The organism is Streptomyces sp. NPDC006544 (assembly GCF_040611715.1).
GTDB lineage: Bacteria > Actinomycetota > Actinomycetes > Streptomycetales > Streptomycetaceae > Streptomyces.
The window spans coordinates 1-22,735 of the sequence record NZ_JBEXOV010000048.1 but is presented as its reverse complement, the minus strand read 5'-3'; the positions used below and the strand labels follow the sequence as shown (position 1 = coordinate 22,735).

The following is a 22,735-nucleotide window of genomic DNA, read 5'->3' as shown; positions in this document are numbered from 1 at the left end:
GGGAGCGGGGACCGGCCGGCTACTCCCGCCGGTACAGCGCGGGCCGCTTCTCGGCGAAGGCCCGGGCCCCTTCCCGGGCGTCCGCGGTGTCGAAGATCGGCCACCCCCGCAGGAGTTCCGCCGCCAGCCCCTGCGATTCGGTCAGTTCGGCCGTCTCGTAGACGGACGCCTTCACCGCCTCCACCGCCAGCGGACCGCAGGCGTTGATCCGCTCGGCGATCTCCAGGGCAGCCGCCAGCGCGGTGCCGTCCGGCACCACCCGCCCGATCAGCCCGATCCGCGCCGCCTCCTCGGCGGCGTAGGGCCGCCCGGTCAGCAGCATCTCCAGGGCGTGCGTGCGCGGGATCTGCCGGGGCAGCCGGACCGTCGAGCCGCCGATCGGGAAGAGCCCGCGCTTGACCTCGAACAGTCCGAAGGTCGCGCCCTCCCCCGCCACGCGGATGTCGGTGCCCTGGAGGATCTCCGTCCCGCCGGCCACGCAGTAGCCCTCGACCGCCGCGATGACGGGCTTGCGCGGCCGGTGGTGGCGCAGCATCGCCTTCCAGTGCAGGTCGGGGTCGGCCTTGAGCCGGTCCCGGTACTGGTCGCCCTCCATGCCCTTGCCGGCCAGTGCCTTCAGGTCCATGCCGGCGCAGAAGTCCCCGCCGGCGCCCGTCAGCACGACCGAGCGGATCCCGTCGTCGGCGTCCGCCTCCAGCCAGCCGTCGTACAGCCCCACCAACAGCGGTAGCGAAAGCGCGTTCTTCGCCTCCGGCCTGTTCATGGTGAGCACCAGCGTGGCGCCGTGGCGTTCCACGGTGAGGTGTTCGGTCCCACCCATTGCCGTCCTCCCGTCTCAAGACCTAGAACAGGTTGCAGTAGGGGCGGGTGCAGTTCAATAGTTTTCTGACACCCAGTCAGATTTATTGGACGGTCCCCTTCCCAGTTGGGGTTGGCGCGGCTCTAATGACCGCCGAGCAGACCAGCCATGGGATTTTCTGGGTCAGGAGGACCGGTGGAGTACAACATTGCCGACCTGTTCGAGTCGGTCGTGGACGTGGTCCCGGACCGCGAGGCCCTCGTGTACGTGGACCACCCCGGGACCGGCGCCGAGCGCCGCCTGACGTACGCGGAGCTGGACGCGGCGGCGAACCGCATCGCGCACCACCTGCTGGAGAGCGGCCTGAAGGCCGGCGAGCACCTGGGCCTGCACCTCTACAACGGGATCGAGTACCTGCAGACCGTGCTGGCCTGCCTCAAGGCCCGTCTGGTACCGGTGAACGTGAACTACCGGTACGTGGAGGAGGAGCTGGTCTACCTCTACAACGACGCCGACCTCGCCGCGCTCGTCTTCGAGGGCGAGTTCACCGAGCGGGTCGCGGCGGCGCTGCCGCAGACGACGAAGCTGCGCCACCTGATCCGGGTCGGGCCGACCCCCGAGGGCGCTCCGGAGCCGGCGATCGCACCGGTCGCGTACGCCGACGCGGAAGCGGCCGGATCGCCCGGGCGCGGCTTCCCTCCCCGCTCGCCGGACGACCTGTTCATCATCTACACGGGCGGCACGACCGGCATGCCCAAGGGCGTCATGTGGCGCGCCGAGGACCTCTTCTTCGCGGGGCTGTTCGGCGGCGAACCGTCCGGCGAGCCGGTGAAGCGGCCCGAGGAGCTGGCCGAACGGGTCGCGTCGAAGGGCGCGGGGCTCACGTTCTTCCCCGCGCCGCCCCTCATGCACGGCACGTCCACGCTGACCTCGTTCATCGCCTTCAACTACGGGCAGAGGGTGGTCATCCACCGCAAGTACGCGCCCGAGGAGGTGCTGCGGACGATCGCGAAGGAGAAGGTCTCCAGCGTGTCGCTGGTGGGCGACGCCATGCTGCGGCCGCTCATCGACGCCCTGAAGGGACCGCTGAAGGGCACGGACCTGTCCTCCCTGTTCAGCGTCTCCTCGTCCGGAGCGATCATGTCGGAGACCGTGCGCGCCGAGTTCCAGGAACTCGTGCCGAACGTGGTGCTCCTGAACAACTTCGGGTCCTCCGAGTCCGGCTCCAACGGGCGGGCCACGAACGACTCCGGCCCGGAGAAGGGCTTCCGGCTGGAGGTCAACGAGCGGACTCAGGTGGTGGACCCGGTCACCCACGAGCCCGTGCCGGTGGGCGAGCCGGGGCGGCTCGCGCAGCGCGGCTACGTGCCGCTGGGCTACTACAACGACCCGGCCAAGACCGCCGAGACCTTCTTCCAGAAGGGATCGGAGCGGTGGGTGCTGCTCGGCGACATGGCGACGGTGGACGAGCAGGGCATCGTGACCGTCCTCGGCCGCGGTTCGCAGTGCATCAACACGGGCGGCGAGAAGGTGTACCCGGAGGAGGTCGAGCAGGCGCTGAAGTCCCACCCGGACGTCTACGACGCCTTGGTGGCCGGGGTCACCGACGCCACGTGGGGCAGCCACGTGGCCGCGGTCGTCCAGATCCGGGAGGGCGCGCCCGAGCCGACGCTCGAGGAGATCCAGGCCCACTGCCGCACCAAGCTGGCGGGTTACAAGATTCCGCGCCAGCTCGTCGTCACCCCCGCCGTCCAGCGCTCCCCGAGCGGCAAGGCGGACTACCGGTGGGCGAAGTCGGTGGCGACGGAAGCGGACGCGGCGCGCTGACCGCGCGGGTGTGCGGGGCGGGTGCCGTGAGGGCCGGCTCAGAGCTTGCTGAGCAGTTCGGCCGCGAGGCCGCGGGTCCAGGCCGTCAGCTCGGGCCGGTCCACGCCCTGGCCCAGCGCGTCGGCCTGGGCGTCCGTGAGCCGGAGCGGGCCGCCCGGATCCTCCAACAGGTGGGCGACCTCGGAGAGCAGGCCGGCCAGGCGGCGCGCGCCCGGCGCACCGAGCCGCAGCGATACCGCGGGGTCGATGACGGGCATGGCCGCGGCCTCCCTTCGCCAGGGGCGTCTTCGCCAGGGGCTCCTTCGCCGGGGGCGTCTGTTTCGACCGTACGCCCCCGGTCCGACGGCCGCCGCTCAGGCCCCGGTGGCCAGGAACCGCTCGATCCGGGCCGCGAACCACGGCGCGTCGTCCAGCCACGGGAAGTGCCCGCCGTCCTTCTGTGAATCGACGACGCCCTTCGGGAAGAGCGCGGCGAGGCGGGCGGCGAGCGCGGGCCTCGGGTTGAAGTCCAGCTCTCCGGCCAGTACCAGCACTTCGCCGGTGACCCGGCTCAGTGCGGCCCGGGTGGCGGGCGGGTCGAAGGCCCCGGGGCCGGCGAAGGCGGCGGACGCCCCGGCGTTCTTCTGGACCGGGCTCAGGGCCGCGTGGGCCCGCGCCGTGTCGTCCCAGCGCCCGTAGGCGAGCGGCATCGCCGCCGCCCAGTCGGCCTCGTCGGGGGAGCCTCCGGCGGCGAACGCCGCGAGCGCCCGCTCGTAGGCCGCGATGGCCGTGTCGTACGGTTCGCCGCCCGCCCGTCGGCGGACCTCCGCCAGGCGGTCTTCGGGGGAGTCCTCGAGGCCGACGGCCCAGCAGGTCGGGGTGACCATCGCGAGCCGGCGGACGCGCTGCGGGTGCGCCGCGGCGTAGAGCTGGGCGAGACTTCCGGAGGCGGAGTGGGCGAGCAGGTCCACGGTCGGAAGGCCGAGGTGGAGGCGCAGCGCCTCGATGTCGGCGACCTGGTGGTCGGCCCGGTACGTGGACGGGTCGGCCGGAATCGCGGAGTCGCCCGTGCCGCGCAGGTCGAGCAGGACGAGCCGGCGCCCGGCGGAGAGTCCGCCGAGGTCGCCCAGGTACGCGGAAGCCCGCATGGCACCGCCGGGGAGGCATACGAGCGGCTCCCCTTCACCTCGGAGGTGGTAGGCGAGCTCGGTTCCGTCGTAGCTGGTGAAGGTGCGGGTGCGGGGCGTGGAGATCGACATGGGAGCAATCCCAGCAGACGATCACCCGTTCGAGTAATTGATTTGGGCGCCCGGGTCCGGCAATCTACCGAATGATCGGTCGGTTGGCTCGGCAGAGGGGTGGACGGCATGAACACGTTTCCGAAGGGGCGCGGCGAGGAGGGCCGCGGCGGCGCTGTCGGCCGCGGCGCCGACGAGGCCGAGCGGATGAGCGGGGACGAGCTGGCCGCGCTCCAGCTCACGCGGCTGCGCGCGACCCTGCACCGGGTGTACGAGCGGGTGCCCTTCTACCGGCAGTCCTTCGACAAGGCCGGCCTGCATCCCGACGACTGCCGCTCCCTCGCCGATCTGGCCCTCTTCCCCTTCACCACCAAGAGCGATCTCCGCGATCAGTACCCCTTCGGCATGTTCGCCGTCCCGCGCTCCGAGGTGCGGCGCGTCCACGCGTCCAGTGGCACCACGGGCCGGCCGACCGTCGTCGGATACACCGAGGGCGATCTGTCCACCTGGGCGGACGTCGTCGCCCGCTCGATCCGCGCGGCGGGCGGCAGACCCGGCCAGATGGTCCACATCGCCTACGGGTACGGCCTGTTCACCGGCGGCCTGGGCGCGCACTACGGCGCGGAGCGCCTGGGCTGTACGGTCGTGCCCGCCTCGGGCGGGATGACGGACCGCCAGGTCCGGCTGATCCAGGACTTCCGTCCGGAGGTCATCATGGTGACCCCCTCGTACATGCTGACCCTGCTGGACGAGATGGAGCGCCAGGGCGTGGACCCCCGCTCCACCTCGCTCCGTACGGGGATCTTCGGTGCCGAGCCGTGGACCGAGGAGATGCGCCGCGAGATCGAGGAGCGGCTGCACATCGACGCGGTGGACATCTACGGCCTGTCCGAGGTGATGGGCCCCGGCGTCGCGCAGGAATGCGCCGAGACCAAGGACGGTCTGCACGTGTGGGAGGACCACTTCTACCCGGAGGTGGTGGACCCGCTGACGGGAGCCGTGCTGCCGGAGGGCGAGGCCGGGGAGCTGGTGTTCACCTCGCTCACCAAGGAGGCGATGCCCGTCATCCGCTACCGCACCCGGGACCTGACCCGGCTGCTGCCCGGTACCGCCCGCCCGGCCTTCCGCCGGATGGAGAGGATCGCCGGCCGCAGTGACGACCTGATCATCCTGCGCGGAGTGAACCTCTACCCCTCGCAGATCGAGGAGGTGCTCCTGCGCACCCCCGCCCTGGCCCCGCACTTCCAGCTCCGCCTGACCCGGGAAGGCCGCATGGACGCACTGACGGTACGGGTGGAGGCGCGCCGGGAGAGCGACGCCGGTCAGCGGGAGGCCGCGGCCGTGGCCGTGGCCCGGGCCGTCAAGGAGGGCATCGGCGTCTCGGTGACGGTGGAGGTGGTGGATCCGGAGACCCTGGAGCGGTCGGTCGGCAAGATCAAGCGCCTGGTGGATCTCCGGGGAGCCTGAGCGCAGTGCCCGCACACCGCCGGATCCGTCGCCGAAACCACCTTTTCGGGGCCACTTCGGGGGACGTGCCGGGAGCCGGCGGGCCCCTGCGGGTAGGGGAAGGGCGTGACCTCGATCTTCCGGCTGCTTCCCGACCGTCTGCGGGCCTCCCCGGCCGGGCTGGCCTGGAGCCGTGGCCGGGAGATGGAACTGATGCACCGGGCGATGGGCTTCGCGGCCCTCGGCTTCCTGACCCTGGTGCCGCTGCTGATCGTCGTCGCGGCCGCCGCGCCCGGCAGCGGCTCGGGCTTCGGCCGCTGGCTCGGCCAGGCCCTGGGGGTGACGGCGTACTCCCGGGAGCGGGTCGAGATGGTGTTCGGCGCCGCGGACCTCGCGCTGGAGCGGACCACCGCCTTCGGCCTCGCCGCGCTGGCCGTCTTCGGCCTGACCTTCGGCTCCGCCGTACAGACGGGGTACGAGAAGGTCTGGGACCTGCCGACGGCCCGCTGGCACACCATGTGGCGGCACGTCGTCTGGCTGGGCCTGCTGGTCTGCTATCTCGGGCTGCTGGTCCTCATCCCCGCACCCTTGCAGAACGCCTCCGGCACGGTCCTGGGCGCCACGGGCGATCTCATCGGCACCTGCCTGTTCTTCTGGACCTCCCAACGCCTCCTCCTCGGCGGACGGGTCCGCTGGCGTGCGCTCCTCCCGGGTGCGGCGGCCACCAGCCTCGGCCTCCTCGGCTTGCGGATCTTCTCGCAGCTGGTCTTCTCGCCGCTGATCGCCTCCAACGCCGTGACCTACGGCCCCTTCGGCACCCTCCTGGTCGTCCAGTCCTGGCTGGTCGGCGTCGGCTTCGTGGTCTACGGCGGCGCCCTGGTGGGCCGTCTGGTCCACGAGCACCTCACCGCGCGCCGCCTGCGCACCGCGGGCCTCCTGCCGGAGGAATGAACGGCACACCGGCATACCGGCGCGCCGGGAGCGCGCGGGAGGGAAGGAAGCGGTCAGGCGGGAGGGGAGAGGCGGTCGCGGAGGGTGCGCTTGAGGATCTTTCCGCTCGCGTTGCGCGGGAGGGAGTCCACGAAGACCACGCGCTTCGGGGCCTTGAAGTGGGCCAGCTCCTCCCGGGCGTACGCGAGCAGTTCGGCCTCCGTCACGCCGTCGCGCGGCACCACCACCGCCGTGACCGCCTCGATCCACCGCTCGTCCGGCAGGCCGACCACCGCCGCCTCCGCCACGCCCGGATGCGTGTACAGCACGTCCTCGACCTGGCGGGAGGCGACCAGCACGCCCCCGGAGTTGATGACGTCCTTCACCCGGTCCACGACCGTGAAGTACCCCTCCGCGTCCCGGACCGCCAGGTCCCCCGAGCGGAACCAGCCGTCCCGGAAGGCCTTCTTCGTCGCCTCCGCGTCGTTCCAGTAGCCCCGGCACAACTGCGGGGACCGGTAGACGACCTCACCGGCGGTACCGTCCGGCACCTGAGCCCCGTCCTCGTCGACGACCCTCGCCTCCACGTGGCGTACCGGCCGCCCGCAGGAGTCCATCCGGCCTTCGTGCTCCTCCGGCCGCAGCACCGTGGCCAGCGGGCCGATCTCGCTCTGGCCGAAGCAGTTGTAGAAGCCGAGCCCCGGCAGCCGCGCGCGCAGCCGCTCCAGGACGGGCACCGGCATGATCGAGGCCCCGTAGTACGCCTTGCGGAGCGCGGAGAGGTCACGGACCGCGAAGTCCGGATGGTTCGCCAGCCCGATCCACACCGTCGGCGGCGCGAACAGGCTGTCCGCCTCCCCCGCCTCCACCAGGTCGAAGATCTCCGTGGCGACCGGGGAGTCCACGATCGTGTTCCGCGCGCCGACCGCCAGGTAGGGCAGCAGGAACACGTGCGTCTGCGCCGAGTGGTACAGCGGCAGGGCGTGGACCGGCAGGTCCTCCTCCCCCAGGTCCAGGGCGTCGATCGCGCTCTCGTACTCGTGGCACAGCGCCTCGTGCGTCATCATCGCGCCCTTCGGCAGGGCGGTCGTCCCGGAGGTGTACAGCAGTTGCGCCAGGCGGGACGGGTCGGCGGCGCGGACGGCGTACGGCGCCGGTTCGGCGAGTTCCGCGAGGAAGGATCCGGGCGCGTCGCGCAGCGGTCGTACGGCGAACCCCTCGGGGACCCGGCCGGCCAGGCCCGGGTCGGCGAGGACCAGTGAGCTCGCGGAGTTCTCCAGGATGTGGGAGAGGTCCTCGCCGGTCAGGTTCTGGTTGACCGGGACGTGCGTGAGACCGGCCCGGGCGCACGCGAGGAAGGCGACGAGGTAGGCGTCGGAATTGTGCGCGTAGGTCGCGACCCGCTCCCCCTCCGCGAGTCCGTACCGCTCCCGCAGCACGTGCGCGCCCGTGGAGACCGCCGCGTCGAGTTCCGCGTAGGTCCAGGCCCGCTCGCGGTAGCGGACCGCCACCCGGTGGGGGACGCGCCGCGCGCTGTCGTGGACCAGTCCGTCGACCGTGTTCTTCCGCACTGCCGTCATACCGGGATCCTCGTCTCCTCGTGGGCGCGAGGTCAATGACCGCAACTCTCGCGAAACTCCGGCTCGAACACCCGACGCTTCTCCGCCATGACTCTCGACTTCCCCAGCAGTCACGGACTCCACGCTACGAGGGGAGCCTCAGCTGCGGACATCTCTCCGGGCCTGCAACCGGACGGCTGCGTCGTCTGCGGGACGCCACTCACCCGGGGTGCTTACGGGCAGGTCCGGCTGACCTGCTCAGGCTCCTGCCGAGCGAAGCGCGCTTAATGGCACAAGCGACAGTACTTATATAAGCACTGTTACGATGCCTCTCATGGCCGACCCCCGTACGCTCGACCCGACACAGCAGAGCCTCTGGCGACCCCTGCGCCTGCTCCAGGCGTCCATGGACGCCGACATTGCCGAGGTCTACTCAGCGCAACAGATCGACGGGCTCAAGCCCAGCTACGTGAGGGAGTTGCTCCGGCTCCACGCCTGCGGGCCCATGACCATCGCGGAACTGGCCGAATCGGTCCAGCGCACGCATTCGGCACTCAGTCAGAAAGTCGCCGCGATGCGCACGGCCGGCTGGGTCCAGACCGTCGTGGGCGACGACGCGCGCACCAGGAAGGTGACGCTCACCGACAAGGCCCGCGGCGTCGTGGATCGCCTGGCGGCGGAATGGCGGGCCACCGAGGCTGCGGTCGCTGAACTGGAGGCGGAGATTCCCTACCCGCTCTCCCAGGTCGTCGCCGATATCGAGCGGGCTCTGGAGCGCAGGAGTTTCCACGACCGGATCGCCGAGAAGCTGGCGGAGGATCCCGCGTGGGGCTGAAGCGCACGCTGATCGACGTGACTCCGTTACGGTCGTCACCACCGTTCCGGCGCTTGTGGATCGGACAGACCCTGTCCGGTTTCGGCGGCCAGATGTCGCTCGTCGCCGTCATGTTCCAGGTCTGGCAGATGACGGAGAGCCCCACGTGGACGGGTGCCGTCGGGCTGGCCCAGGCGGTTCCGCTCGTCGCGCTCGGGCTGTTCGCCGGCTCGCTCGTCGACCGGGTGGACCGCCGGAAGTTCTACCTGCTCACGATCAGCGGACAGGCCGCATGTTCGCTCCTCCTCGCATTCCAGGGCTTCCTCGGGCACGTTCCCGCCGCCGGTGTTCTGGGGCTGGTCGCACTCCAGTCCTGCTTCAGCGCAGGCAGCGGCCCCGCCTCTCGCACCTTCATTCCCCACCTCTTGCCCAAACACCAACTGGCCGCAGGTCTGGCGCTGGGACGAATCGCCTTCCAGGGCGCCATGCTCCTCGGTCCCGCACTGAGCGGACTGATCGTGGGCGGCCTGGGAGTCGGCGCCTGCTACCTGATCGACGCCCTGACCTTCATCGCCGCGCTCTACGGAGCGTTCGGCCTGCCGAAGATGGCCCCCGGAGGCGAGCCCGCACAGCCCGGCCTGCGCGGAGTACTGGACGGTCTGACCTTCCTCGCCCGCACCCCCGTCATCCGCGGGGCCCTGCTCACAGACCTGGCCACCACCGTGCTGTCCATGCCCATCAGCCTGTTCCCGCTGATCAACGCCGAACGGTTCGGCGGCAACCCCCGCACCCTCGGACTGTTCCTCACAGCCATCGCCGTCGGCGGCGTTGCAGCGTCGCTGTTCTCCGGAATCTTCACACGGCTCCCCCGCCCCGGCCTGGCCATGCTCGGCGGCTCCGCCACCTGGGGTGCAGCGCTGACACTGTTCGGCTTCTCAACCAACCCATGGGCCGGCTTGACCTTCCTCGTCATAGCCGGCGCCGCCGACACGGTCTCCGTCGTCTCCCGGAGCACCGTCGTCCAGATGCACACCCCGCACGAACTACTCGGCCGGGTCAGCGCTGCCGAACAGATCGTGGGACAAGCGGGCCCCGACATCGGCAACATGCGCGGCGGCCTCGTCGCAGACGCCACCTCGGGAGCAGGAGCCCTCGTCAGCGGTGGCCTGCTATGCCTCGGCGCCGTCGTCGTGGTGGGCGCCACCACGGCAGACCTGCGCAGTTCCTCCGCACCGCCCCATCCCCACACAGCCGCAGCCAGCCCATGAGCCCTGCTCCGAGGCATGCGGTCACTGGTTCCCACGCTCGTGCCCAGGTTCCCACTAGGGAGCGTATTCGGTTGTGATCGATTTGCGGGATTGGCCCCCGCGGTTGGCGTCGCTGACCTGCCGAGAGAGACCCCGACCCACGAGGGGATTGCGGTCCTACACGAACCTCCCCTCGGTGGCAGGCACGCCGGCCCCGGCACCAGGGGAGGGGCGCCGGGGCCGGAGCATGCGGTCACAGCGGCGTTAGGGTCTCCGGGACAGGCCATACGGCAGGCTGCACCCCTGGGGACGAAACGGTATGGGACACGGAGCGCGGAAGCAGCTGGCGGAGCTGCTCGACGTCGTACAGCGGCGTGGGGACTTCAGCACCCGGATCGAGATGTCGGCCGGCGCGCTGCGCATCGAGGTTGACGGCGTGGGGGAGCTGCCGCTGCCGCTGCGTGCCCCGGTGACCAGGAAACTGATCGCGCAGGCCCGTCGGGCATCCTTCGGCCGTGGCGAGCAGACCTTGTCCGACACCAGCGTCCGCGACACCTGGGAGGTCACCCCGGACCGCATCACGCTCGGCGGAACCGACTGGGACCGCACCCTGGGCGGCGTCCTCGACGGTGTCCGCACCGCGCTTGGTCTGCCGCCCGCCATCGTCCTACGTGCTGAGCCGCACGCACTGCTCGTCTACGGCAAGGGCCAGTTCTTCCTGCCGCACCAGGACTCCGAGAAGGACGACTCCATGGTGGGCACCCTGGTCGTCTCGCTGCCCTCGCACCATACCGGCGGCGAACTCGTCGTCTCGCACGCCGGCCGCAGCGTCGTCCACCAGGCGTCCCGGGAGAAGCTGACCTTCGCCGCCTTCTACGCGGACTGCCTACACGAGGTCAAGCCCGTCAAGTCCGGCTACCGTGTCACCCTCACCATGAACCTCCTCGCCGAACGCATCCGCCCGGCCGGCGAGGACGACGGGGGCCCGGTCGCCGATCTGGCCCACTGCCTGACCGGACACTTCACCGAACCGGCCGAGGAGCGCTACGCCTACGGCCGCCAGAGGGCCGCGCCCCCGAACCGCCTCGTGTACCTCCTCGACCATGAGTACACCCAGCGCGGCCTGGACTGGGACCGGCTCAAGGGCGCCGACACCACACGCACCGCCCTGCTCCGCCAGGCCGCCGCAGAGGCGGACTGCGAAGCGGTCCTCGCGTTGGCCGAGGTGAAGGAGACCTGGGACGCGCATCCGCCGTACGACCGCTACGACCACTACTACGGCGAGGTCGAGCACTACGACGACTGCGAGGACGAGGAGTGCGAGGGTGAATGTCTCCTGGACCCCGACGGGGAACCTGGCGCCGAGCGCCTGCGCAGCGGCGACTTCGCCAACTACGAGCTGAACGAGCTGATCGACGACGAGATCACGCTGAGCTGGTGGACCCGCCCGGACGGCACCGGCGGCGAGCAGATCCACCTGCCCGTTGCGTACGCCGAGGTGTGCGCCACCACCGAGAACAAGGACCTGACGCCCTACCAGTCCGAGTACGAGGGCTACATGGGCAACTACGGCAACACCCTCGACCGCTGGTACCGGCGGGCCGCCGTGGTCCTGTGGCCCCGGCAGCGCTCGTTCACGGCCCGCGCCGAGGCCGGCTCCGAGGACGCGCTGCACGAACTTCAGGGCCACCTGGATGCCGGGGACCTCGACCGGGCGCGCGCGCTCGCCCAGTCGCTCGCCCCGTTCTGGAAGCACCACGGTTCGGGCGGGGCGGCCGTAGCGCTGTTCGCCGCCGCCCTGCCCGTCGCGGTGGGACTCCGGGAAGCGGACACTGCCACGATGCTCCTCGCGCCTTTCGGGGTGGAGACCCTGGGCGAGCGGCACGCCCCGGGTCTCGCGGCAGCGGCCGCGCGGTACGGACGGACGTGGGCCCGCGGGGCCGTCAGCAGCTGGTTCGGCACGGTTGGCGCGTACACCGGGGCCGACCGCGCGGCGTGGCTCGAATCGCTGCCCGGCCTGTGCACCGCGCTGCGGGCCGCCGACGGCGACGGGGACGCGATGGCCTCGCCGCTGGCCGAGGGTGCCTGGCAAGCAGTCGAGCAGCAGCTCACCAGCTGGCTCGGCGTCGGCCGCGAGACGGAGCGCCGCACAGGCATGGAGCAGCTCGGCGCATCACTGGCCCGCGTCCTGCAGGCGGCAGGGCCCGAGACCGCCGACACCATCGCCGCCACGCTGCACGGCCTGCCGGACACCGCCCTCGAATGCCTGCTCCCCGCCCTGCGCACCGCGGCCCGCCAGCCGACGACCATCCGCGACGGCGCACCCGCCGCCCGTGCCTTCCAGACCCTCGCCGACCACTGCGAGGACCGGCTCACCGCGGCCCTCACCCGCCCCCTGCGCGCGGCCGGCGACTGGTCCCTTACCCCGGCTGGGACATGTCGGACCGGCTGCGGACTCTGCCCCGACTTGGACGCCTTCCTCACCTCCCCTACCCGCCACGTCATGGAGTGGCCACTCGCGAAGGACGGACGCCGCCACCTCCACAGCCGCATCGACCAGGCCGGCCTGCCCGTCTCTCACACCACCCGGCGCCAGGGACGCCCCTACGTCCTGGTCCTGACCAAGACGGACGCCGTCTTCACCCGCGAACAGGCGACCCGCACCCGCGCCGAGACCGACCTGGCGTGGCTGCGGCACGACTGGACCCGGTCGCGCGGCTGAGAGGTGACACATTCGTACGCAATCATTCAGTGCCAAGCGGGTAATCGGAGCGTGGCGGTGGCTACCGTGATGTGACGGACCGTGAGGGTACGAGGTGTCAGTCGCGCGGTGCGGTTGGATCTCGCCCCTGACTCCCGCAGTTGGCGGGCACATGGGAGCGTCGAGGGCTTACAAGATCAGCGCTATACGGGTGGAGACCGGCCCGGACGAGTATCACGCGGGCGGAGTTCTTGTCCCTGGGGGACACGGCTCCGCACGCGGTGCACGTGGCCAGTCCTCGGACACGGGCTCGCCGCACTCCGCCGACCAGACCCGGCTCTTCTTGCAGGAGCGCTGGGTGACCTCGCGGTTCTGCGAGTGGGACATCCTCACGTCGCCGCAGCTGAGGGTGGTCTGGCCGCGCGAGCGGCGCTGACGCCGCGGGCCCCGTGCCCGGCCGCGGGCAACGGGCCGCACGCGTGCCCCGGCACGCTCACGGGCTCACGGGCTCACGGGCTGACGGCGAGGAAGAGGAACGCTGCCAGCAGCACGATGTGGACGCCGCCCTGGAGCAGGGTGGCCCGGCCCGGGACGATCGTGAGGGCGCTGACGACGATGGTCAGCGCGAGCAGCACCATGTGGACCGGGGCGAGGCCGAGCATCAGCGGCCCGGAGAGCCAGATCGAGGCGAGCGCGATGGCCGGGATGGTCAGGCCGATGCTGGCGATCGCGGAGCCGTAGGCGAGGTTCAGGCTGGTCTGCACGCGGTCGCGGCGGGCGGCGCGGACGGCGGCCAGGGTTTCGGGCGCCAGGACGAGCAGGGCGATGATCACGCCGACGACCGCATAGGGCAGGCCCAGGTTCGCGACGCCGCGTTCGATGGTCGGGGAGACCGCTTTGGCGTTGCCGACGACCGCGACGAGGGCGACGAACAGCAGTCCGAGGCTGATCAGGGTGGCCCGCGCGGTGGGCGGCTCCGCGTGCTCCGAGCCGTCGGAGTCCGTGCCCGCCGCGGCCGCGGCGGCGGCCTGTGCGGCCTCCTTGCGGATCCGCTTCGTGTCGACGGGCAGGAAGTAGTCGCGGTGGCGGACGGTCTGGACGGTGATGAAGAGCCCGTAGAGGGCGAGCGAGGCGGTGGCCGCGAAGGCCAGCTGGGCCGTGGAGAACTCGGGGCCGGGCTTGCTGGTGGTGAAGGTGGGCAGCACGAGGCTGAGGACGGCGAGCGTCGCGACGGTGGCGAGGGCCGCGCCCGAGCCCTCGGCGTTGAAGACGGCGACGCGGTTGCGCAGGGCCCCGACGAGCAGGGACAGGCCGACGATGCCGTTGCACGTGATCATGACTGCGGCGAAGACGGTGTCACGGGCGAGCGAGGAGGTCTTGTCCCCGCCGTCGGCCAGCAGGGTGACGATGAGGGCCACTTCGATGACGGTCACGGCGACGGCCAGGACGAGGGAGCCGAAGGGTTCTCCCACCCGGAGCGCGACGACCTCGGCGTGGTGGACCGCCGCGAGCACCGCGCCGGCCAGGCAGAGCGCCACCAGGGCCACGGCCGGCGTGGGCAGGTCGCGTCCCCAGCTGAAGAGGAGCGCGACGAGCGCGACGACGGGGACCACGACGGTCCAGTCGGTCAGGGGTGTTCTGTGCGTTGCCGTACTCATATCAGCCAACTTGCCAGAACTGTCCCCTCAGTGCGGCGCAACAGCTGCCGTCAGGGCCCTGACGTGGCACTTCTCACGTGGCTCCGGGCGTGGCGGGGCCGGCTCCGGGCGGCGGGGCCGGCCCTCACGTCGCGCGCGCGTGCCTCCGCCCGCGCGCGCGTGTCCTCACATCGCCCGTGCGTGACCCTCCCAGTACGGGTCGCGGAGCCGGCGCTTGTACAGCTTGCCGTTGGGATCGCGCGGCATCGTCTCGATGAAGTCCACGGTCTTGGGCCGCTTGTACCCGGCCAGTTGGCGCTCGCAGTGGTTCAGGATCTCCGCCGCCAGCGCGTCACTGGCCGCGAAGCCCTCGGCGGGCTCGATGACGGCTTTGACCTCCTCGCCCCAGGAGGGGTGCGGGATGCCGAAGGCGGCGGCGTCGGCGACCGCCGGATGGGTGAGCAGGGCCGATTCGATCTCGGCCGGGTAGATGTTCACCCCGCCCGAGATGATCATGTCGATCTTGCGGTCGCGGAGGAAGAGGTAGCCCTCCTCGTCCATCAGGCCGAGGTCGCCGACGGTGAAGAAGTCACCGATGCGGTTCTTCCTCGTCTTGCCCTCGTCCTTGTGGTAGCTGAAGCCGCCGGTGTTCATCTTGATGTAGACGGTGCCGAGTTCACCGGCGGGCAGCCGTTCGCCCTCGTCGTCGAAGATGGCGAGCTCGCTGATCGGCCAGGCCTTGCCGACGGTGCCCGGCTTCTTCAGCCAGTCCTCGGCTGTCGCGAAGGCGCCGCCGCCCTCGCTCGCCGCGTAGTACTCCTCCACGCACCGGCCCCACCACTCGATCATCGCCCGCTTGACGTGGTCGGGGCAGGGCGCGGCGCCGTGGATGGCGTGCCGCATCGAGGACACGTCGTACGCGTCCTTCGTGTGCTGCGGGAGCGCGAGGAGCCGGTGGAACTGCGTCGGGACCATGTGGGTGTGTGTGCAGGCGTGCCCGTCGATCAGGCGGAGCATCTCCTCGGGGGACCACTTGTCCATGAGGACCAGCGGGTGGCCGATGTGCAGGGCGGCGGCCGCGAACTGCAGGACGGCCGTGTGGTAGAGCGGCGAGCACACGAGGTGGACGTTGTCGTCGAAGGGGCGGATGCCGAAGATGCCGAGGAAGCCGCCGAGGTAGGTCTCCTCCGGGAGCTTGCCGGGCAGCGGGCGGCGGATGCCGCGCGGCCGGCCGGTGGTGCCGGAGGTGTAGTTCATGACCCAGCCGAGCGTGCGGTCCCCGGGCGCGGCGTCGCTCTGCCCGGCGAGCAGTTCGGCGTAGGCGCGGAAGCCCGGGACGGCTCCGACGGCGTAGCGGCGGTCGGCGGGGAGTTCCGCCTCGTCGGCCGCGGCGGTCGCGGCGTCCGCGAAGCGCTCGTGGGCGATGAGGACCTTGGCACCGGAGTCGGAGACGATCCAGGCGATCTCGGGTCCGACGAGGTGGTGGTTGACCGGGACGAGGTAGAAGCCGGCCTGCGAGGCGGCGAGGTAGGCGGTGAGGAACTCGACGCTGTTGGGCAGGACGACGGCGAAGACGTCGCCCTTCTCCAGTCCGGCGGCGCGCAGGCCGTGGACGAGGCGGTTGACGTCGGCGTGCAGCCGGGCCGCGGACCACTCCTCGCCCTCGGGGGTCACCAGGACCGTGCGGTCGGGGTCGGCGGCGGCCTGGGCCCAGAACCCGTTGGGGGGCTGGGCGGTCGGCGCGGGCCGCGTGCTCGGTGAGTCGGTCATGTCGCTGCTCACGCCTCTCAGGCTCGGCCGGCGATGCGGGTGATGCGGTCGATGGCTCGTTCGAAGCCGCGGGTGAGGTCGTCGAAGACGGCCTGGACGCTGCGCTCGCTGTTCATCCGGCCGACGATCTGGCCGACGGGCGTGCCGAGCAGCGGCTGGATCTCGTACTTCTGGATGCGGGAGACGGCCTCGGCGACGAGCAGGCCCTGGAGCGGCATCGGGAGCGCGCCGGGGCCCTCCGGGTCGTCCCAGGCGTCGGTCCACTCGGTGCGCAGCTGGCGGGCGGGCTTGCCGGTGAGGGCGCGGGAGCGGACGGTGTCGCCGGAGCCGGCGGCGAGGAGCTTCTCGGTGAGGGCACGGGAGTGCATGTCGGCCTCGGTGGTGGTGAGCCAGAGGGAGCCGAGCCAGGCGCCCTGCGCGCCCAGGGCGAGGCCCGCGGCGATCTGCTCGCCGCTGCCGATGCCGCCGGCCGCGAGGACCGGGAGCGGGGCGACGGCCTCGACGACCTCGGGGACCAGGACCATGGTGGCGATGTCGCCGGTGTGTCCGCCGGCCTCGTAGCCCTGCGCGACGACGATGTCGATGCCCGCCTCGGCGTGGCGGCGGGCGTGCTTGGCGCTGCCCGCGAGGGCGGCGACGAGGACACCGTGGTCGTGGGCACGCGCGATGACGTCGGCGGGCGGGGAACCGAGGGCGTTCGCGAGGAGTTTGATGGGGTAGTCGAAGGCGACGTCGAGCTGGTTGCGGGCGACCTGCTCCATCCAGCCCGTGATCCGCCAGCCGGAGGCCTCTCCCTCCGCGAGCTCGGGCACGTGGTGCTTGGCGAGGGTGTCCCGGACGTACTCGCGGTGCGCGGCCGGGATCATCGCCTCGATGTCGGCCTCGCTGACGCCGTCGACGGCCTTCTTGGCGGGCATGACGACGTCGAGACCGTACGGCTTGCCGTCGGTGCGCTCCTGCATCCAGTCGAGGTCGCGCTTGAGGTCGTCGGGGGCGGTGTAGCGCACTGCCCCGAGCACGCCGAACCCGCCCGCGCGGGTGATGGCAGCGGCGACCGCCGGGAAGGGCGTGAAGCCGAAGATGGCGTGCTCGACTCCCAGTTTCTTGCTCAGCTCCGTCTCCATGGGCGGCAGGATGCCGCAGCCGGGCCGTCGAGGGAAGGGATTTTCTGATGCAGCGTCAGATTCTTTGCGGCGCGGTCGCGGCGGGGGCGGGGGAAGGACGGGCAGATACTTCGGGAGGGTGCGACGGCGGACGGGAGGACCGGTCATGGAGGAACGGACGGCAACCGGGAACGACGGCGGGGCGGAGGGTGCGGGCGACGGCGGTCGCGGCAGCTTCGCCGACGCCGCGGGCAGCGGCGGCACGGGGGCGGGCACGGGCACGGGCACGGACGCGGGCACGGGCGTGGGCGTGGGCGTGGGCGTGGGCAACACCATCCGGAACGCCACCGCCACGGAAACCGGCACCGGCACGGAAACCGGCAGCACCGATACCGGCACGAACACCGGCACGAACACCGGCAAGAGCAGGGGCAACGCCGACACCGGCAGCAACGCCGGCGCCGGCGCCGGCCACACCGCCTCCCTCACCCGCCGGCGGCTGGGCGCGCGGCTGTTGGCGCTGGGCGGTGTGCTCGTGCTCCAGGCCGCGCTGCCCGGCTCCGCCGGGGCCACCGGCTCCTCCGGCGGCCCCGCCGAGCGGCGTGCGCTCCAGGGACTGCGACTGCGCTACGGCTCCGCCCGCCAGGCCGGTCTGCTGGAGAAGCACCTCGAAGGGGTCGCGGACGAGGCGCGGAGGTTCCTCGGCCCCTCCCCCGAACACCCTTACTACGCCGGCGCCGTGGTCCTCGCCGGCCGGGGCCGCACCGTGGCCCTGCACCGGGCGATGGGCGACGCGGTCCGCTACGCCGACTACGACGGCCGCACCGACCGGGCCCGGGAGTTCCCGGCCGCCGAGCGCATCGCGATGTCGGAGGACACGGTCTTCGACCTGGCGTCGCTGTCGAAGCTGTTCACCTCGCTGCTGGCGGTGCAGCAGATGGAGCGCGGGCGCCTGGAACTGGAAGCGCCGGTGAGCCGGTACCTGCCCGAGTTCACCGGCGGGGGCAAAGAGGTGATCACCGTCCGCCAGCTCCTCACGCACACGTCGGGGCTGCGGTCCTGGGCGCCCTTCTACAAGGAGCACAGCCGCGCGGGTCAGTTGAGGCTGCTGTGGTCGGTGAGGCCGCAGGAAACCCCGGGGACGGTCTACCGCTACTCGGACCTCAACCTCGTCGCCCTGCAACTGCTCTTGGAACGGATCACCGGTCACACTCTGGATCTCCTGCTCCAAGACGAGATCACTGCTCCACTCGGGATGCACCGCACTCGTTACAACCCACCGCTCTCCTGGCGCCGGGTCACGGCCGCCACCGAGGTGCAGCGGCCGCCCTGGTCCGGTCTCGACCGCGGGCTCGTCTGGGGCGAGGTCCACGACGAGAACGCGCACGCCCTGGGCGGCGTCGCCGGCCACGCCGGCGTCTTCGGCACCGCCTGGGACCTGGCCATCCTCGCCCGCGCCCTGCTCGACGGGGGGGTCTACGCCGGCAGGCGCATCCTGCGCCCCGCCTCCGTCGAACTGCTCTTCACCGACTACAACACCGCCTTCCCCGGCGACGACCACGGCCTCGGCTTCGAGCTCTACCAGCACTGGTACATGGGCGCCATGGCCACCCCGCACTCCGCCGGCCACACGGGCTTCACCGGCACCTCCCTGGTCCTCGACCCGTCGACCGACTCCTTCCTGATCCTGCTCGGCAACTCGGTCCACCCCGTACGCAACTGGCGCGCGGGCAGCGCCCCCCGCGTCGCCACCGGCAACCGCTTCGCCCGCGCCGTCCCGGTCCGCACGAAGCACGGGGGCCCGGCCTGGTACTCCGGCATGGAGACCGGCGCATCCGGCACCCTGACCCTGCCGCCGCTCACCCCGGCCACCGGCTCGGCCCGGCTGCGCTGCGCGCTCTGGTGGGACACCGTGCCCGGCGGGGGCGCCTTGCACGTCGAGGCATCCGCCGACGGACAGACCTGGGAGCCGCTCCCCTTCAGTACGGTGCGCAGCACCGGCGGAGCCGCCGAACAGTGGCCGGGCGGCTCGGTCGCCGGCTGGTCGGGCCGCATCTGGCACCGGCTCGAGGCCCCCCTCACGGCCTGGGCCGGCCGCGAGGTCCGCCTGCGTCTGCGCCACACCGCGCAGGGCCGCTACGTGGGACGCGGGGTCTACGCCGACGTCCTGCGCGTATCGGAGCCCGCCCGGCTCCTCTTCGCGGAGGACCGCCCCGCCGACGCCGCCCGCATCGAGGCCACGGGCTGGTCCCGTTCGGCGGACTAGCCGCAGGGCCGCCCGCGGGAGCGGGATCGCGCCCTGCGGGCTCGAACGGCGGGCCGTGGGGATGGGAACCGTGCCTCGGAGCGTTGGTGTTCGTTGTGGTGGGTTGTTGACCGTTCAACCCGAAGTCATGGACGACACCGACGATACGAAGGCGGGCAGAACCACATGGACGACATCGACTGGGACAACCCGATCGACCCCCAGCCGGGCTGGACCCTGGACCACGTCAAGCTGTACGTCGGGTCGGGCGGGACCGAGGGGCAGTTCTGGAACGACACCCAGACCCTGCTCCTCACCACCGTCGGCCGCAAGTCCGGCAGGCCGGTGCGCACTCCGCTCATCTACGGCGAGGACGGCGGCCGCTACCTCGTCGTCGCGTCCAAGGGCGGCGACCCGGCGCATCCGCTCTGGTACCGGAACCTGACCGAGCACCCCGAGGTCCGCGTCCAGGTCGGCCCGAAGATCGTCCAGGGCATCGCGCGCACCGCGACGTCCGAGGAGCGGGCCGCGTTCTGGCCTCAGATGGTCGCGCACTGGCCCGCGTACGACGAGTACCAGACCAAGACGGACCGGGAGATCCCGATCGTGGTGATCGACCCCGTCGCCTGACGGGCGAGCGCCCCTCATCCCAGCCGTGCCCGGGCCCCTTGGAGGTCCTCGGGCACGGCCCCTCGCGCACCTCCCGCACCTCCCGCACCTCCCGCACCTCAGCCCCTCCCGCACCTGCCGTTCAGGCCCCCGCAGTACGCCCCCGCGCAGGCCCGCGGCACCGGCCCCCGCGCGGTCAGTGCCCCAGCACCGCCATCGCCGCGTTGTGGCCCGGGACCCCGCTGACGCCGCCGCCGCGCACCGCGCCCGCGCCGCACAGCAGTACGTTCCGGTGGGCGGTCTCCACGCCCCACCGGCCCCCCGGGCTCCCCGGATCCCCCGGGCCGTCCGGCGCGGAGTACGGCCAGGACAGGTCTCCGTGGAAGATGTGGCCGCCCGGCAGCCGCAGTTCGCGTTCCAGGTCGAGCGGTGTCTTGGCCTCGATGCAGGGGCGCCCGTCGGCGTCGAAGGCCAGGCAGTCTGTGAGCGGTTCCGCCAGATGGGCGTCCAACTGGGCGAGGGTGGCCGCGAGGAGGACCTCCCGCGCTCCCTGGTTGTCGTGCCGGAACAGCCGCGCCGGGGTGTGCAGTCCGAAGAGGGTGAGCGTCTGATAACCCCGCTCCGCCAGCTCGCGCCCCAGGATCGTCGGATCCGTCAGCGAGTGGCAGTAGATCTCCGAGGGCGGCACGGAGGGCAGTTCGCCGGTCGCGGCCTCCGCGTGGGCCCGCGCGAGCTGCTCGTACCCCTCCGCGATGTGGAAGGTCCCGCCGAACGCCTCGCGCGGGTCCACGGAGGTGTCCCGCAGCCTGGGCAGCCGCTTCAGCAGCATGTTGACCTTGAGCTGGGCGCCCTCGGGGGCGGGCCGCGCGGGCTCCTCGCCCAGCAGCTCGGCCAGCGCCCCGGGCGAGGCGTTGACGAGCACCACCCGCCCGGCCACCCGCCCCTCCCCCGTGGCCGTCCGGAAGGTCACCTCGGCCGGTGCCGTGGTCGTGCCGTCCGTCTCGACGCGCAGCACCTCGTGCCCGGTGGCGATCTCCGCCCCGGCCGCCAGGGCGGCCCCCGCCAGGGCGCCGGTGAGCGCGCCCATGCCTCCGACGGGCACGTCCCAGTCCCCCGTACCGCCCCCGATCACGTGGTAGAGGAAGCAGCGGTTCTGGGCGAGCGAGCGGTCGTGGGCACCGGCGAAGGTCCCGATCAGGGCGTCGGTGAGGACGACCCCGCGCACCAGGTCGTCCGCGAACTCCCGCTCCACCGTCTGCCCGAGGGGCTCCTCGAACAGCATCCGCCAGGCCGCCTCGTCGTCGACCCTGGCCCGCAGCTCCGCCCGTGTGGGCAGCGGCTCGGTCAGCGTCGGGAAGACCCGTTGGGCCACCCGCCCGGTGGTCCCGTAGAAGGCGCGCCAGCTCTCGTACTCCCGCTCCGAGCCGGTCAGCCGCGCGAAGGACTCCCGGGTGCGCGCCTCGCCGCCGCCGACCAGCAGCCCGCCGGGCCGTCCGGCGCGGTCCACGGGGGTGTACGAGGAGACCTCGCGCTTGCGCACCTCGAAGCGCAGCCCCAGCTCGCGCACGATCTTCTGCGGGAGCAGGGAGACGAGGTAGGAGTACCGGGACAGGCGGGCGTCGACCCCCGCGAAGGGCCGGGCGGACACGGCGGCCCCGCCGGTGCGGCCGAGCCGCTCCAGGACGAGCACGGAGCGGCCGGCCCGTGCCAGGTAGGCGGCGGCGACCAGTCCGTTGTGACCGCCGCCCACGATCACCGCGTCGTACACGTCCGTGCTGAAGCCCCGCGAGGTCGTCATGGCTCTTGGTAACACACCTGCCCGAGCCGCTCCAGACAGTGCGCCTCGTCGGCGTGGGCGGCGACCGTGTCGGGGTGGTCGTCGCCCAGCGACCGTTCGCGGATGCCGGACAGTTCCCGGTAGACCGGCAGCGCCTCGTCCCAGCGGCCCAGCCGGCCGAGGCCGACGGCGAGTTCCCGGCGGCTGACCAGCGTGTCGGGGTGTTCGGCGCCGAGCGTGCGGGCGCGCGCCGTGCCCACCTCCCGGGCCTCGGCCACCGCTTCCTCCCAGCGCTCCAGCCGCCCCAGGTTGACCCCGAGGACGTGCCGGGCGCGCAGCGTCTCCGGGTCGGCGGCCCCGTACGCGCGGGTACGGTCGCGGACCAGTTCGCGGAACAGCTCCAGGGCCTCGCCCGAGCGGCCGGTGCGGCCGAGCGCGATGCCCGACTCGTACCGTGCGGCCAGCGTGTCGGGGTGGTCCCGGCCGAGCACCCGCTCCCGTACGGCGGCCACGTGCCGGAAGCCGGCCAGGGCCTCCTTCCAGCGTTCCAGCCGCCCGAGCGCGTAGGCCGCTTCGTAGCGGGTCAGCAGCGTGTCCGCGTGCTCCGCGCCCAGCACCGCCGCCCGGTCGGCGGCGACCTCGGCGGCGGCGGCGTGGGCTTCGGCGAACCGGCCGAGGGCGCCGAGGGCGCAGGCCAGGTTGTGCCGGCAGCGCAGGGTGTCGGGGTGGCGCGGGCCCACGGTCCGTTCCCGGGCGGCGAGCACCGCGCGGTAGATGTCGTAGGCCTCCTGGTGGCGGCCGAGCAGGCCCGTCTCGTACGCCGCCTCCTGCCGCGCGGCGAGGGTGTCGGCGTGGTCCGGGCCGAGCACCCGGGCCCGTCCGTCGGCCACGGCCGCGTAGACGGCGAGGGCCTCCTCGGTGCGGCCGGCCCGGCTGAGGGCGAAGGCCCGGGTGTGACCGGCGGCGAGCGCCTCGGGACCGGTGGGGTCGGCGGCGGGGCCGCGCGGGAGCCCGTACGCGGCGGTGAGCCGCGGGTCCGCGGCCGGGCGCGGGC

17 protein-coding genes are annotated in these 22,735 nt (G+C 72.4%); 8 read left to right on the top strand and 9 right to left on the bottom strand.

All coding sequences use genetic code 11. From position 1 onward, the window contains the following. Positions 1 to 19 precede the first annotated feature (19 nt). Positions 20 to 820, bottom strand: a complete 801-nt coding sequence (locus tag ABZY44_RS22035) for a crotonase/enoyl-CoA hydratase family protein (protein ID WP_356656337.1) — start codon at positions 818 to 820, stop codon at positions 20 to 22. Between the two features lie 174 nt (positions 821 to 994). On the opposite strand from ABZY44_RS22035, the gene ABZY44_RS22030 reads away from it, so the two are divergent. Continuing rightward, a complete protein-coding gene (locus ABZY44_RS22030) occupies positions 995 to 2,626 on the top strand; it encodes an acyl-CoA synthetase (RefSeq protein ID WP_356656335.1) in 1,632 nt (543 codons plus the stop codon). A 38-nt stretch (positions 2,627 to 2,664) separates the two neighbouring features. On the opposite strand, the gene ABZY44_RS22025 is transcribed toward ABZY44_RS22030, so the two are convergent. After that, complete coding sequence (locus ABZY44_RS22025) at positions 2,665 to 2,883, bottom strand: hypothetical protein (RefSeq protein WP_356656333.1); 219 nt, start codon at positions 2,881 to 2,883, stop codon at positions 2,665 to 2,667. Positions 2,884 to 2,979: 96 nt separating this feature from the next. Then, positions 2,980 to 3,864, bottom strand: a complete 885-nt coding sequence (locus ABZY44_RS22020) for an alpha/beta hydrolase (RefSeq protein WP_356656331.1) — start codon at positions 3,862 to 3,864, stop codon at positions 2,980 to 2,982. A gap of 186 nt (positions 3,865 to 4,050) precedes the next feature. Between ABZY44_RS22020 and paaK the strand changes: the two genes are divergently transcribed. Then, positions 4,051 to 5,310 carry a phenylacetate--CoA ligase PaaK gene (gene paaK, locus ABZY44_RS22015; RefSeq protein ID WP_356656399.1) on the top strand — a complete coding sequence of 420 codons (1,260 nt, stop codon included), beginning with the start codon at positions 4,051 to 4,053 and terminating at the stop codon, positions 5,308 to 5,310. Between the two features lie 183 nt (positions 5,311 to 5,493). Then, entirely contained in the window at positions 5,494 to 6,240 is a 747-nt protein-coding gene (locus ABZY44_RS22010; RefSeq protein WP_356656397.1) for a YhjD/YihY/BrkB family envelope integrity protein, read from the top strand. 53 nt (positions 6,241 to 6,293) lie between these two features. On the opposite strand, the gene ABZY44_RS22005 is transcribed toward ABZY44_RS22010, so the two are convergent. Further along, positions 6,294 to 7,799, bottom strand: a complete 1,506-nt coding sequence (locus ABZY44_RS22005) for a fatty acyl-CoA synthetase (protein WP_356656329.1) — start codon at positions 7,797 to 7,799, stop codon at positions 6,294 to 6,296. Between the two features lie 313 nt (positions 7,800 to 8,112). On the opposite strand from ABZY44_RS22005, the gene ABZY44_RS22000 reads away from it, so the two are divergent. The 3 genes from ABZY44_RS22000 (at position 8,113) to ABZY44_RS21990 (ending at position 12,561) form a co-directional block, all read left to right on the top strand. Continuing rightward, positions 8,113 to 8,613: a MarR family transcriptional regulator gene (locus ABZY44_RS22000; protein ID WP_356656327.1), complete on the top strand. Its 501-nt coding sequence runs from the start codon at positions 8,113 to 8,115 to the stop codon at positions 8,611 to 8,613. Then, entirely contained in the window at positions 8,604 to 9,860 is a 1,257-nt protein-coding gene (locus ABZY44_RS21995; RefSeq protein ID WP_356656325.1) for an MFS transporter, read from the top strand. The genes ABZY44_RS22000 and ABZY44_RS21995 overlap by 10 nt, the downstream gene beginning before the upstream one ends. Before the next feature lie 298 nt (positions 9,861 to 10,158). Beyond that, positions 10,159 to 12,561 carry a 2OG-Fe(II) oxygenase gene (locus tag ABZY44_RS21990; RefSeq protein WP_356656323.1) on the top strand — a complete coding sequence of 801 codons (2,403 nt, stop codon included), beginning with the start codon at positions 10,159 to 10,161 and terminating at the stop codon, positions 12,559 to 12,561. A 488-nt stretch (positions 12,562 to 13,049) separates the two neighbouring features. Here ABZY44_RS21990 and ABZY44_RS21985 read toward each other — a convergent pair whose 3' ends face one another. The 3 genes from ABZY44_RS21985 to ABZY44_RS21975 form a co-directional block, all read right to left on the bottom strand. Continuing rightward, on the bottom strand, positions 13,050 to 14,198 hold the full coding sequence (locus tag ABZY44_RS21985) for an ionic transporter y4hA (protein WP_356656321.1): 1,149 nt from the start codon (positions 14,196 to 14,198) through the stop codon (positions 13,050 to 13,052). Positions 14,199 to 14,363: 165 nt separating this feature from the next. Then, positions 14,364 to 15,947, bottom strand: a complete 1,584-nt coding sequence (locus ABZY44_RS21980; RefSeq protein ID WP_356656395.1) for an acyl-CoA synthetase — start codon at positions 15,945 to 15,947, stop codon at positions 14,364 to 14,366. 17 nt (positions 15,948 to 15,964) lie between these two features. Continuing rightward, positions 15,965 to 17,071: a nitronate monooxygenase family protein gene (locus ABZY44_RS21975; RefSeq protein WP_356656319.1), complete on the bottom strand. Its 1,107-nt coding sequence runs from the start codon at positions 17,069 to 17,071 to the stop codon at positions 15,965 to 15,967. Between the two features lie 145 nt (positions 17,072 to 17,216). Between ABZY44_RS21975 and ABZY44_RS21970 the strand changes: the two genes are divergently transcribed. Continuing rightward, complete coding sequence (locus ABZY44_RS21970; protein WP_356656317.1) at positions 17,217 to 19,316, top strand: serine hydrolase; 2,100 nt, start codon at positions 17,217 to 17,219, stop codon at positions 19,314 to 19,316. A 165-nt stretch (positions 19,317 to 19,481) separates the two neighbouring features. Beyond that, positions 19,482 to 19,925, top strand: coding sequence for a nitroreductase family deazaflavin-dependent oxidoreductase (locus tag ABZY44_RS21965; RefSeq protein WP_356656315.1), 444 nt, complete (start codon positions 19,482 to 19,484; stop codon positions 19,923 to 19,925). Positions 19,926 to 20,100: 175 nt separating this feature from the next. On the opposite strand, the gene ABZY44_RS21960 is transcribed toward ABZY44_RS21965, so the two are convergent. Next, positions 20,101 to 21,702, bottom strand: a complete 1,602-nt coding sequence (locus ABZY44_RS21960; RefSeq protein ID WP_356656313.1) for an NAD(P)/FAD-dependent oxidoreductase — start codon at positions 21,700 to 21,702, stop codon at positions 20,101 to 20,103. Continuing rightward, on the bottom strand, positions 21,699 to 22,735 hold a 1,037-nt coding region (locus ABZY44_RS21955), incomplete at its 5' end, for a tetratricopeptide repeat protein (protein ID WP_356656312.1). The genes ABZY44_RS21955 and ABZY44_RS21960, both read right to left, overlap by 4 nt.